Origin of the sequence: Rheinheimera aquimaris (assembly GCF_020531985.1) — a bacterium.
GTDB classification, from domain to species: Bacteria; Pseudomonadota; Gammaproteobacteria; order Enterobacterales; family Alteromonadaceae; genus Alishewanella; species Alishewanella aquimaris.
In genome coordinates, this window is record NZ_JAJAVQ010000002.1 from 680,324 (window position 1) to 692,730 (window position 12,407).

Genomic DNA, 12,407 nt, shown 5'->3' on the forward strand with positions numbered 1-12,407 from the left:
TATTTTAGCTATGTCTGATTAACTGTAGCGCTGAATAGTAAAAAAACCAGTTAGCCGGTCAGTGCCGGCTCAATATGGATCACCAGTTCAATCTTTAGCTGCTGAGCTGCCAGCTCCACTTCATCTGCCAGCTGATGAGCCTGCTGTACGCTCCAGTTACCCGGAACCAGCATATCGACCTGGGCAAAACGTAAGGTGGCGGCGGCGCGTGTTCGCAGGTTAACAAACTGTACATCGGCACTGGCAAATACCTGCAAGCTTTGTTCAAGTTGCTGTATGGTCTCATCAGGCAGCGCTTTATCCATTAGGCCATTGACGGCGCGATATAAGATACCGCCGCCTTCATACAAAATATGCAGTGCGACGGCAATCGCGACCAGCGGATCAAGCCAATGCATGTCTGTCATGGCTGCGAGGGCTACACCAACCACCACGCCAGCAGTTGTCCAGACATCTGTCAGCAGGTGCTTGCCATCGCCTTCAAGTGCGGGAGAATGGTGCTGCTTGCCGCCTTGCAATAGCAGCAATGCAATACCCAGATTTATCAGGCTGGCCAGAACGGTAAGCGCTGTACCAAGCCCCAGTGTGGCGAGGGGCTGAGGGTTGATCAGGCGCTCTGCGGCGGTAAACAAAATGGCCACTGCCGCCAGAAAAATCATGCCGCCTTCAAATGCAGCCGATAAATACTCGGCTTTACTGTGGCCATAAGGGTGGCTGTCATCCGCTGGCCGGCGCGCTATGCTGACCATCAGCAGGGCAAAACCGGCACCGGCCACATTCACCAATGACTCAATGGCGTCTGATAAAAAGCCGACCGAGCCGGTTAAATACCAGGCCAGCGTTTTTAGCGCCATAGTGGCAAATGCAGCCAGTAGGGACAATAGCAGTAGCTGACGTGGTCGCAGGCTAAACATAATGATATTCCAGAGTGTTATCAGCGGCTTATTGCAGTGTAGAGCAGGTGAAGAACAAAGTCATGCCTGGTGTTTGCTCAGCCTGGAAGAAACAAGCACTGTGGCTGCCAGCAGGGCAGAGGAGACCCACAAGCAGGCAATGAGACCGTAAGCCTGATACAGCCAGCCAGACAGCACAGTTCCCAGTAAGCGGCCCATGGCATTTGCCATGTAATAAAAACCGACGTCCAGTGAAACGCCATCACTTTTGGCGTAGCGGATAATCATATAGCTGTGTAAAGACGAGTTAACCGCAAACACAGCGCCAAACAGCAGCAAGCCGCCAATAAGCGCAGCCTCACTGTGCCACTGCAGCCATAATGCCAGTGCAATCAGTGCCGGTATCACGCTAAGCAGTATCACCCAGCGTGTTAAGCTGCGCCCGCCCGGCGGTGACTTTGTCAAAGCAGGCGTGACGCTTTGCACCGCGCCATAGCCAATCACCCAAAGTGCCAGAAAACTGCCCACTGCCCAGTGGCTCCAGCCAAACTGGCTGGCCAGCGTTAGCGGCAGGGCAATCACAAACCAGACATCCCGGGCGCCAAAAAGCAGCATACGCGCAGCCGAAAGTAGGTTAATAGCCCTGCTTTTTGACAGCAGCTCAGTAAATTTAGGTTTGGTTTTGCTTTTACCCAAATCGGCTTTAAGCTGCGATACGCTTAATAACCAGACTAAGCTAAGCATCAGTAACATAAGCAGAACTGCTGTGTTAAAACCATATAAACTCAGCAGTAAACCACCGATAAAAAAGCCTACCCCTTTCAGGGCATTCTTTGAACCGGTAAGGACAGCGACCCATTTAAACAAGGTGTGTTGGGCGTTGTCTGCCACCAGCAGTTTGATACTGCTTTTAGCACTCATTTTATTTAAGTCTTTGGCGATGCCTGACAGCGCCTGGGCTGCCATGACCCACGGCACAACTAAGTACTGTGCTGGCAGCAATAGCATGCCAAGTGCCAGGATTTGCAGCAGCAGGCCAATATTCATGGTGTTATTCAGGCCGATGCGGGCACCGAGCCAGCCACCAACCAAGTTGGTAATAACGCCAAAAATTTCATAAAACAAAAACAGCATGGCAATGGCCAGGCCGCTGTAACCCAGGCTGTAAAAGTGCAGCACTACCAGCATACGCAGGGCGCCGTCTGTCAGGGTAAAAGCCCAGTAATTGCCGGTGATCAGCAGGTACTGTTTCAGCGCCGGGCTAAGTGGTTTTGTCATAGCTTAGGTTTTATCCTGCAGGCCAACCATTCTGGCCAGCTCAGCGGTGCGGTTGGCGTAACCCCACTCGTTGTCGTACCAGGCATAGATTTTCACCTGAGTGCCATTGATAACCAGCGTAGATAAGGCATCGATGACACTCGACCTTGGGTCGGTTTTATAATCCACCGACACCAGCGGCCGGGTTTCGTAACCTAATATGCCTTTTAATTCACCTTCTGCAGCTGCGTTTAGCAGGGCATTCACTTCATCGCTGGTGGTTGCGCGTTCTACTTCGAATACGCAGTCAGTTAACGAGGCATTCGCCAACGGTACCCGCACAGCGTGGCCATTTAACCGGCCCTTAAGCTCAGGAAAAATCTCGGTAATGCCGCTGGCTGAACCGGTAGTGGTGGGGATCAGGCTGCTGCCACAAGCGCGGGCGCGGCGTAAGTCTTTATGTGGTGTGTCCAGAATGCTCTGGGTATTGGTTAAGTTATGGATGGTGGTCATGCTGCCGTGCTTAATGCCCAGCTTTTCATGGATCACTTTAACCACCGGTGCCAGACAATTCGTCGTGCAGCTGGCCGCGGTGACGATGCGATGCTGCTGTTTGTTGTACAGCTGATGATTAACCCCCATCACTATATTGAGCACACCCGGCTCTTTTACCGGTGCACTGACCACAACCCGTTTTACGCCTTGTGCCAGATAAGCTTCTAACAGCGCCGTGCTTTTCATTTTGCCAGAGGCTTCAATCACCACATCACAACCTGACCAGTCGTTATTGGCAATGGCTTTATTACTGCTAACTGCCACCGCTTTGCCATTGATCACGATGTTATTGCCCTCTGCCACGGCAGTGTGATGCCAGATACCGTGCACAGAGTCAAAATTAAGCAAATGGGCCAGCGTGGCGGCATCGGCTGCCGGGTCGTTAATCTGTACAAATTCTACTTCAGGCCAGTCAAACGCTGCCCGCAGAGCCAGGCGACCAATACGGCCAAAGCCATTTATACCTACTTTAATTGTCATATCAGTACTCCTTAGCAACAGGTGACGGCCGGGCGGTTAGCCAGACTTGCGATATTGTCGCGGATGAACTCCGGGTTATGTGCCAGCGTTTGGCGCAGCACCATTTCCGCCCACGCCGGCAATGCCGGATGCAAGCGGTAAAATACCCACAGGCCGCGCTTTCTGTCCTGCAGCAGGCCGGCCTTTTTTAACAGTGCCAGATGACGCGATACCTTAGGCTGAGGCTCACCCAGTGCCTGCATCAGGTCACAGACACATAACTCTGGCTGTTGGCACAGCAGTAACACTGCTTTGAGGCGGGTGCCATCGGCAATGGCTTTGTAAAGGGTTAGGGGCTGCATAGTTAACTTACTATATCTGTTTTTTCGCATGTAATGATGCGCGGTGAATATGACATTTTGATGACGATCAGTCTAGTAGCGACCAGCCTCAGGTTGTCACATAAATATCATCTGTGACACTTACACTGCGCGCGTCAAAGCCTTGCAAAGTGGAGCCGTTATGTTGTCGAAGCTGAAAATTTCATCCCGGGTATTGTTGCTGGGGGGGATTCCTCTGGTGCTGGTCGCGCTGGTGCTGATGGCAGCATTTTTCAGTGTGCAACATAAAGACCGCTTGTTTAACCGGCTTTACAGTGATCATCTGGCTATTTTGTCTGATGTGATGGCGGTGCAGCAGATCCTGCAACAAAGTGCATTGCAGGACATCCGTAAATACCGCACCGGCTGGGCGTCTGCTGAAGCAACCGAGCAAGCCATCAAAAGCCAGCTGGAGCAAGCCACACAGCAGTGGCAGAACTTTGTACAAAGCCGGCCGGTGATGGCAGACACAGAGTATTACACCGCGCTGGATCAAGCGTTTGAAAAAGCCGTTAAGCACTATCAGGAGTGGATAAGTTACGCTGGCAGTGATGCACTTTTAGTACGTATTTTGAACGAATCTACTGTCAACAATGAAATTGAATTGCGTATAACCAGCTTTGCTAAGCTTGCCGAAGGATTTATTCAGCAGCAATTGGCCGCTGGCGCTGTTGTGCGGGATGAAGCGGCACATTTTACTGCACAACTGGTGCTGGCTTACCTGCTTGCGGGCATTGTGCTGCTGCTTATGATTAGCCTTCTGGTTTGGCGGGTGCAACGCTCGGTATGCCGGCCGCTGTGGGCACTGCGTGATATGTTAAAGCAGGTGCAACAAAGCTCGGATCTAAGCCTACGCGCCAATGATAGCGGTAGCGACGAAATAGCGCAGGCATCGCAGGCGCTTAACCATATGATCAGTCATTTCGAACAGCTTGTTGCCCGTTTGGGCAGCAGCGCTACTGCCCTTAGCGAACAGGCCGAATCGGTGTTTCAGAGCAGTGAAGATGTCAGTCAGGGCGCCGGCCGTCAGGCACAGCAAGCCGGGCAACTGGCTGCTGCAGTGGAGCAAATGACGGCAACAGTACAGCAGGTCGCGGCTAATGCCAGAGAAGCAGCTTCAGCTGCCCAGCAGGCTGAGCAGCTGTGTAGCGCAGGCAGTGCAGTAGCAACCGGTAGTGCAGAGGGTATTACCGCACTGGCGCAGCAGCTTAATCATAGCGCTGCCGTTGTGAAGCAGTTGCAGCAGGAGTCTGGCCAGATTTCATCTGTGCTGGATGTCATCCGCAAAATCTCCGAACAAACTAATTTACTGGCACTTAACGCCGCCATTGAAGCCGCCAGAGCAGGCGAAGCCGGCCGTGGTTTCTCTGTCGTCGCTGACGAAGTGCGCACGTTATCGGCCAATACCAAGCAGGCAACAGAGTCTATTCATGCGATGATCAGCAAGCTGCAGCAGCAGGCAAGCAATGCGATGGATGCGATGCAGGACGCTCACGGCCAGGCTGAAAGTAATGTACAACTGGCCCAGGACGCCGGACAGCGCTTTGCCGAGCTTGCTGCGGCCGTGGAACATATCGCTATAACCAACAGTAGTATTTCGACGACAACAGCGCAGCAACAAAGCGTAGCAGCAGACATTGCCGGTAGCATACACCTGCTGAATGATGACATTTCCCAGCTGAGTAACGGCGCTGAGCGCGCCACTGATGCCAGCGAACAATTAAGCTTGCTGGCGATGCAATTAAATGACGACTGGCAGCAGTTCACTATTGCTCATCGGCAATGAACAGCTAATACTGTGCGAAACTGTCACATTGCGGTAAACAGGGATGGCATCACGTTATTTCATTATTTTTATGTTGGTTGGGTTGGTAACTGCATGTGTCAGTACGTCTAACAACAATGTCGCCAGCTACGATAAAAACGCTGGAACAGTGTATCCGCCTGTTAGTTTTTTTATTACCCGACCAACTGCAGAGTTAAATCAGCAGTGTTTGCAGTTTGCTGATGATTCGGTGATGCAACATTGTCAGATAAACCAGTTTGATGCCAGCTTGTATTGGCAGCAACTGTATGGTTCCGGCTTGTTTGAACGCGTGATGTTCGCCGGAGAAGGCACAGACTATCAGGTATTGGTAAGTACTGCGAATATGTCGCGGGAAACTGCCGCTGATATTACAAAAGCTGCAGTAGCTGGCGCAACTTTGATGCTGTTGCCTGTAACCAACGAATTCTCGGTGAAGGCCGAAGTCACAGTGCTTTGGCGGGATCTGGTATTAAAACGGTTTAGTTATGATGTGCCATTCAGTCATACCATGTCGTTATTTCACAAACCTGACGGAGGTGCACAGCATTTTGCCCAAACACTGATGTCTTATTTTTTACGTGACATTGAGCAGCAACAGGTATTCAGCGGCGCCTTTTTATTGTCTGCGTTACAAGACAGCGATTATCTCCAGCAATTAAAAGCACCTGCACAACTAGGTGATTTTCAGTTGGCGGGTCAGCACATATACAATGACCCTTTGGCGGGCACACAGCTGAGGTATATAAATCAGAACTTTATAGATGATTACATAGATGTTTTTGTTTATCCGATCCGACGCACTGACTGGCAAGAACCCAGCCTTGTGATGCACGATGAGTTGGAGAATGTTCGCAAGGAACTGCAGTTGTTTTACCAACAGCAAAATAAAATTATGAAATTACAGGAAGCAAAAACAATAAGCTGGCAGCACGAGAGCGGAGACTTTCATGGCAGTTATTTTGAACTGACAATTGAAGATATTGAATCACTTCCAAGTAGTACTTACTTGTTCATTGCTGAGGACAAGTTTATCAAACTACGTTGTACTTTTGGTGCTGATCATGCTGAATCTTTAGTTAAGGCATTGATTCCAAAAATTATTGTACCCGATGAGTCGCTGTTTATGGCTACATTGAGGCAACGTTTCCGCGAACAGATGCAGCCTTCAGGCCGCCACAGCGCTACTAACCCCTAAACTGAAATTTTCATTCCGATGGCTTGCATTCAGGTAGCAATGCATTGAGATAGTAACTGCAAAGTCTATAAAACATCAGATAAAGTAACGGGACGGGTAAAAGCGGCGATATATCGCCGCTCGGAATGAAGTTATTGAGAAATATCTACAAAGATCGAACTATATTGACTACGGTTACCTAATAAACGTTCGGTCAGCGTCAATCTGCTGGTGGTAACGCTGCTTGCCAGATATTGTTGATAACTTTGTCGTTCGCCATAACGGATCATACTGAAATAAAAAGTTATACTTTCCTCATTCAGCAAGGCCTCTACACCATAATCTGTTGGCAGGACATTTTCGGGGATAACGCCGCGGTTAGGGCCATAGAATGTCTGAGTATAACTGCTGCCATCAGTTAATGTTGCTGTTAGTGTCGCGAAAAAAGTTTCAAAATTATTAATATTACTCAAATCATAATTGTTGCTATCCGAGCTCAACCAGGCCAGCATAGCTTGCATCAGTTTCTCTTGCTCTTCTGAATCCGGTAGCGTAACACTTACAGTACTGCTGTATGGCGCAGCTACTGTGTAGCGCTGCGTTCTGCCCTGGCGCACTTCTATGTTTTCATAGTAATTACTGTAGCTGTCATACACCCTCAAGCTTACGGCATTGAAATCTGGAAAATTATCAAATAGTTCGATATCTGATGATGAACCCGGGGCGCTATAAGAGATATAGGCATCGCCAAAATGATGCATGACGCTGGTAGACGAGGCTGCAGGATCAAAGTTAGCAGAGTAGGTCGTAGGGGAATATTCTAAATCAATAACCAGTTCATCTGAAGGATCATAATTCGATAAATAGCCCGCTGTCCGGGGTGTTTCGCTCCAATGTGTAGCAGCATATAGGGTTGGCCAGTTACCGCCTGCTACACGACAGATTTCGACATTATTGAATTCATAGCTGTTAAAAAATGTATTGTGTGGCGCTATGGCCTTGTTCGAATTATATCCGATCAATTGCGGTGGATATTCTAACCATTGCCCTGTCGTGACCGTTAAATTCGTAGTCTGACATTCGCAACCGTCTGCTGATACGTCAGCAGTTTGAAATATACCTAAATCCCCTACGGGATGCTGAGTGAAAGTGTTGACGCTAATTCTGCGCGCGCTGCCCTCGCCGTCATTGGTAATGAGGCTTATATTAACAAAGTCTGTTTTGGGGATAACCGCATTAATTTTTCCGGTGGCATCAGGTGTGTGACGGCTTTTAATTGCCCAGTTATTGTCATAAACCACTAATTCAGCGTTTGTCGCCGGCACTTGAGTGTTGCAAACCGTGGGGTGTATCACTGTCGCGCTTAGGGTTACGGTATCGTTTGAACCCGAGTTGCCTGTTCCACCACTATTGTTTGACCCACCGTTGTCAGAGCCACCACCACAGGCGACCAGTAAGCTACTGGCCACAATCAGGAATGGTGTTGCTATTCTCCGTGTTGTTTTCATACATTCTCCTTAAAATTGAAGCGTAATCATAACGAGCCTGTAATATTCAGGACAATATTAAGCGCAAGAAATAAAATTATTTACAAAGTGAGGCTCAAGTGTTGGCTTGCGCTTTAGCATTGCAGCTATATACAAAAAGCTTTACACTTGCCGCGCAACCAAGGGGTGCTTTTGCTGAGATGCCTTTACAGGCAAACCCTTAGAACCTGATCCGGATTATACCGGCGGAGGGATGGTGCTAACTCCTCAAGCTGGTGTGATCTCTGAAGTTTTGGAGATTCATACAACAATGCGTTTACTTCCGTCTTTACTTGCTGTTGCCGTCGGCAGCAGTTTTGCTATCCAGGCCAATGAGGCCGAATCATCAGTCGAGCGCATCACCGTACAGGGTGATTTTCGTCAGCAGTCGGTGCAACAATTATCCGGCAGTATTGCTGTTGTCAGTGAGCAGGATGTCAAGCGCACATCTGCACAGCATCTTGATGACTTACTCAATCAGTTTGCCAACGTCAACTTTACCGCGGGTGCCTCGCGCGGGCGCTATATTCAGGTGCGCGGTATTGGTGAGCGCAGTGAATTTGTCGATACCATTAACCCGTCGGTCGGTATTCTGATTGACGGTATTGAATACTCTGGCTTAGGTATCAGTGGCATCAGTGATCTGGCTCAGCTTGAAGTGTTCCGCGGCCCGGAAGCAACGCGCTTTGGTGCCAACGCACTGGCGGGCATGGTGAATCTGACAACAAAAGGGCCAACAGCAACGCCTGAAGGTAAATTCAGCACGACGTTAGCCAATTACGACAGCCGTCAACTGGCCGGTCAGTTCAGTAACAGCCTGAATGAGCAGGTCGGTTACAGCCTGGCACTGGAGCAGCAATACTCTGATGGCTTTATCGACAATGCTTACCTTAACCGTGATGACACCAACAATATCGATGAATTTACCGGCCGGTTTAAGTTGCGCTACCAGCCATTGGATACGCTGGCGCTACAGCTGATAACGCATTTTGTTGACCAGGATAACGGTTACGATGCATTTTCGCTGGATCGCAACCGCACAACCTTATCGGATGAGCCGGGGCAAGACCAAATCCGCAGCAAAGCTGTGGCATTACAGGCTGATTACAGCGGTTTGCCGTTTGCCACCGTGCTGGCGCAGCTAAGCTGGCTGACTGCTGACAGTGACTACGGTTTTGATGAGGACTGGAGCTATGCCGGCATTCATCCTGATGAGTACTCGACCACCGATCGTTATCTGCGTAACCGCGACCAGCTGACACTGGATTACCGTTTTATTTCTACGCCTGAGGGTAAACTTGGTAACAGTGACTGGGCTTTTGGCTTGTATGCAGCCAATAAAAGCTTCGATTTAACCCGTCAGTTCTGGAACTGGGATTTATGGCAGGCCGATAGTTTTGTCAGTGCGTTAAATCGCACCAATGCTGCACTGTACGGGGAGCTGTCTATACCATTAAATACCCACTGGACGCTGGTCTCTGGTTTGCGACTGGAGCGTTATGATGATGAATACAGCGACAGCAGCGGCAATGCGATTGAAAATCACGATACGATGTGGGGCGCTAAGCTGAGTCTGAATTATCAGGTAAATCAGCAGGCGCTGGTGTATTTGCTGGCATCGCGTGGCTATAAAGCCGGCGGCGTTAACGGCGATGCACTGTCAAAAGCGGCCGACGGCAATTTAACCGAACTGCTAAGCAAAGCCAGTTTTAAACCGGAAACCTTGTACAACGCCGAATTGGGTGTAAAAGGCAGTGCGCTGGACCAGAGTATTACGGCGCGGGTCGCAGCATTTTATATGTGGCGTGATGATATGCAGGTTAAAGGCTGGCTGAACCCGGACAGTGGCCCGCAGTTTGCCGGTTTTATCGATAACGCTGGCAGTGGCCGCAACTATGGTATTGAAATGGAAAACCGCTTGCAGCTGAACCCGCAATTGGCCGTGTCGTTGTCTGCCAGCTGGTTGAAAACCAAGCTGGGCAACTACATTACGTTAGAGGGTGACGATTTCAGTGGCCGTGAACAGGCTCAGGCACCACGCTTTCAGTACAGCCTGGCAGCAGACTGGTATATCACTGACGCATTGCTGTTTAACATCAGTCTGCAGGGTAAAGACGCGTTTTATTACTCCGATGGCCACAACGCCCAATCAGAGCGCTACGAATTGCTGGGTGCCCGCCTGAGTTATCAGCTGAACAACTGGGAGCTGGCACTGTGGACCCGTAATGCGCTGGATCAGGATATCGGTGTACGGGGTTTTTACTTCGGTAACGATCCGCGTGACGGATACGAACCACATGTTTATGAGCAATTCGCTGAGCCACGCCGTTTTGGCGTGACCGCCAGTTATCAATTCTGAACACAATACTGATGACACATTCAACAAGTATTGATAAGGAGAAGATTATGCAATTGTCAGTCGAAATAAGTAAGTACCCGTTGGCAGAAGACTATATTACGCCGATTAAAGGTTTTATTGCTGAACTGAATAAATACCCTGATGTTAAGGTGTTAACCAATACCATGAGTACACAGTTATTTGGTGAATACGACGCCGTGATGCAGGCTTTGCAAGCCTGTATCCGCTGGTCGTTTGAACAGTACGGCAAAGTGGTATTTGTCTGTAAATTTATTCACGGTGACTTGCGGCCATGAATGAACTGCTAAGCCAGGCCATAGCACAGTGGCAGTTGATGCATAGCATTGAGCTTACTGCCACTGTGCTGGCGCTGGCTTATGTGATACTGGCTTTGAAGCAAAGCTTATGGTGCTGGCCAGCCGCGCTGCTCAGCACGGTGTTGTTTACCCATGTTATGTGGCAATCAGCCTTGTTATCTGATGCGTTGTTACAGTTGTACTATGCCGGTATGGCGCTGTATGGCTGGTGGCGCTGGCAACAAATACGGCAAAGTGCACCAGGTGAGCGTGGGCCGGTGTATGAGTGGCGCTGGCAATATCATGTGATACTGATTGGTATTACCGCATTGGTGGGCTGGGGGCTTGGTGCACTGATGGCCGAGCACACCAGTGCAGATTTTGCCTATATCGATGCGCAAACCACAGTATTTAGCGTAATGGCCACCTTACTGGTCGCGCGCAAGCTGGTATCAAACTGGCTGTATTGGGTGGTTATTGATGCCGTATCAATTTACGTTTATGCCCAAAAACATCTGTATTTCCTCACAGGCTTGTTTATGCTGTATACGGTTATCGCGATTGCAGGATATTTTATTTGGCGCAGTCATTATCAGCAACAACCGGCAGTGAACTTGAGTCTGTAAGGCGGCTATGCCAGCGGCTGGAGTTTTTTGTCAGCCAGCCTTTGTTGCAGGTACGGCCGCTATCCCACGGTGAAAGCAACCAAAGCTACTATGTCAGAACCGCGCGTGGCGAGTATGTGCTGCGCTGCTATCCGGCAGAGTCGGCGGTGTGCCGGCAGCAGGAGCTGCGCTGCCAGCATGCGGCAGCAGCAAAGGGTTTGGCGCCGGCTCCGCTATGTCTGAATAATCATTATCAGGTCATGTTAAGCGACTTCATTGCACAGGGCGTGGCGTTTGACGTTACTGCACATGGTCTGGATTTACTGCTAAAAGCCCTGGCCAGTTTTCATCAGTTATCTGTACAGACACCGGTGCTGGAGCCTGGTGTTTATCTGCAGCAGTTAAGCAAGGCGGTGGTGCTGTCAAAAACAGACATCATTTTAGTGACTAAGCTGCAACATGCGGCTAAATGCCTGCTGCAACTGCCGCCGGATACCGTTTTGTGCCACCTTGATTTGCATGCAGGTAATTTGTTGTTTGCTCAGCATAAACTCTGGCTGCTTGATTTTGAGTACAGCCAACTGGCCGACAGCAGCCTGGATCTGGCGGCGGTAAGTCTGCATTTCGGGTTATCAGCGGCGCAAGAGCAAGACATGCTGCTGCAATATGCCGGCTTGCGGCAACAGCCGGAACTGACAGAAATACTAACGGGCAAACTTAATGCGGCAAAGCAGCTGTATAGCGGGTTTTGCTGGCTGTGGTATCAGGCACAGCCTGTATACGAAAAGCAAGCTAAGCGCTGGCAACAGCGCTTGCAAACCTTAGCGCTATAAGCCACCTAAGCGTTCGGCCAGGGTTTTGTAACGCTTTACATCGTCTTCATTGAACAGCGGCTTACCAGCGGCGTCTTTCTCTGCCGGTACCAACAGGTTCTCCCGTGCCAGACGTTCCACTCTGATCGTTTGTACACCAAGAAACTCTGCTACCTGCTCAACTGTCATTAACGCCATGTTGTTTTCCTTATACGTAATAAACCTAGAAGTAATAGCTTAAAATCAGCCATTTGTGAATAGGCTAACTGCTGTCAGTTATCATA

12 protein-coding genes and 1 riboswitch are annotated in these 12,407 nt (G+C 49.7%); of the genes, 6 read left to right on the plus strand and 6 right to left on the minus strand.

Features of this window, described 5'->3' with window-relative positions:
* Nucleotides 1-50 precede the first annotated feature (50 nt).
* From LHL18_RS08015 to LHL18_RS08030, 4 genes are read right to left on the minus strand one after another with little or no spacing between them, the layout of a single operon-like run.
* The gene (locus LHL18_RS08015; protein ID WP_134052491.1) at nucleotides 51-914 is read right to left on the minus strand and encodes a cation diffusion facilitator family transporter; all 864 of its coding nucleotides are present in this window, start codon (nucleotides 912-914) and stop codon (nucleotides 51-53) included.
* A gap of 60 nt (nucleotides 915-974) precedes the next feature.
* The gene (arsJ, locus tag LHL18_RS08020) at nucleotides 975-2,171 is read right to left on the minus strand and encodes an organoarsenical effux MFS transporter ArsJ (protein WP_226766513.1); all 1,197 of its coding nucleotides are present in this window, start codon (nucleotides 2,169-2,171) and stop codon (nucleotides 975-977) included.
* 3 nt (nucleotides 2,172-2,174) lie between these two features.
* Nucleotides 2,175-3,185 (minus strand): ArsJ-associated glyceraldehyde-3-phosphate dehydrogenase, encoded by a 1,011-nt coding sequence (locus LHL18_RS08025; RefSeq protein ID WP_226766514.1) that lies wholly within the window; start codon nucleotides 3,183-3,185, stop codon nucleotides 2,175-2,177.
* A gap of 11 nt (nucleotides 3,186-3,196) precedes the next feature.
* Complete coding sequence (locus tag LHL18_RS08030) at nucleotides 3,197-3,526, minus strand: metalloregulator ArsR/SmtB family transcription factor (RefSeq protein ID WP_230818450.1); 330 nt, start codon at nucleotides 3,524-3,526, stop codon at nucleotides 3,197-3,199.
* A 160-nt stretch (nucleotides 3,527-3,686) separates the two neighbouring features.
* Here LHL18_RS08030 and LHL18_RS08035 point away from each other — a divergent pair, with 160 nt between their 5' ends.
* Both LHL18_RS08035 and LHL18_RS08040 read left to right on the plus strand, forming a co-directional pair.
* On the plus strand, nucleotides 3,687-5,330 hold the full coding sequence (locus LHL18_RS08035) for a methyl-accepting chemotaxis protein (protein WP_226766516.1): 1,644 nt from the start codon (nucleotides 3,687-3,689) through the stop codon (nucleotides 5,328-5,330).
* A 43-nt stretch (nucleotides 5,331-5,373) separates the two neighbouring features.
* Nucleotides 5,374-6,546, plus strand: coding sequence for a hypothetical protein (locus LHL18_RS08040; protein ID WP_226766517.1), 1,173 nt, complete (start codon nucleotides 5,374-5,376; stop codon nucleotides 6,544-6,546).
* A gap of 131 nt (nucleotides 6,547-6,677) precedes the next feature.
* On the opposite strand, the gene LHL18_RS08045 is transcribed toward LHL18_RS08040, so the two are convergent.
* Nucleotides 6,678-8,033, minus strand: coding sequence for a hypothetical protein (locus LHL18_RS08045; protein ID WP_226766518.1), 1,356 nt, complete (start codon nucleotides 8,031-8,033; stop codon nucleotides 6,678-6,680).
* A gap of 151 nt (nucleotides 8,034-8,184) precedes the next feature.
* A riboswitch (TPP riboswitch) is annotated at nucleotides 8,185-8,283 on the plus strand.
* A gap of 39 nt (nucleotides 8,284-8,322) precedes the next feature.
* On the opposite strand from LHL18_RS08045, the gene LHL18_RS08050 reads away from it, so the two are divergent.
* Genes LHL18_RS08050 through LHL18_RS08065 form a run of 4 tightly spaced genes read left to right on the plus strand, consistent with a single transcriptional unit; the run spans nucleotide 8,323 to nucleotide 12,144 of the window.
* Nucleotides 8,323-10,410, plus strand: coding sequence for a TonB-dependent receptor (locus tag LHL18_RS08050; RefSeq protein ID WP_226766519.1), 2,088 nt, complete (start codon nucleotides 8,323-8,325; stop codon nucleotides 10,408-10,410).
* 47 nt (nucleotides 10,411-10,457) lie between these two features.
* A complete protein-coding gene (locus LHL18_RS08055) occupies nucleotides 10,458-10,706 on the plus strand; it encodes a YkoF family thiamine/hydroxymethylpyrimidine-binding protein (RefSeq protein WP_226766520.1) in 249 nt (82 codons plus the stop codon).
* The gene (pnuC, locus tag LHL18_RS08060) at nucleotides 10,703-11,332 is read left to right on the plus strand and encodes a nicotinamide riboside transporter PnuC (RefSeq protein ID WP_226766521.1); all 630 of its coding nucleotides are present in this window, start codon (nucleotides 10,703-10,705) and stop codon (nucleotides 11,330-11,332) included. The genes LHL18_RS08055 and pnuC overlap by 4 nt, the downstream gene beginning before the upstream one ends.
* Nucleotides 11,284-12,144, plus strand: a complete 861-nt coding sequence (locus LHL18_RS08065) for a phosphotransferase (protein ID WP_226766522.1) — start codon at nucleotides 11,284-11,286, stop codon at nucleotides 12,142-12,144. Before pnuC ends, LHL18_RS08065 begins: the two co-directional genes overlap by 49 nt.
* Here LHL18_RS08065 and LHL18_RS08070 read toward each other — a convergent pair.
* Nucleotides 12,139-12,321 (minus strand): MerR family transcriptional regulator, encoded by a 183-nt coding sequence (locus LHL18_RS08070; protein WP_134052473.1) that lies wholly within the window; start codon nucleotides 12,319-12,321, stop codon nucleotides 12,139-12,141. The two genes, LHL18_RS08065 and LHL18_RS08070, sit on opposite strands and share 6 nt — an antisense overlap.
* Nucleotides 12,322-12,407: the final 86 nt, after the last annotated feature.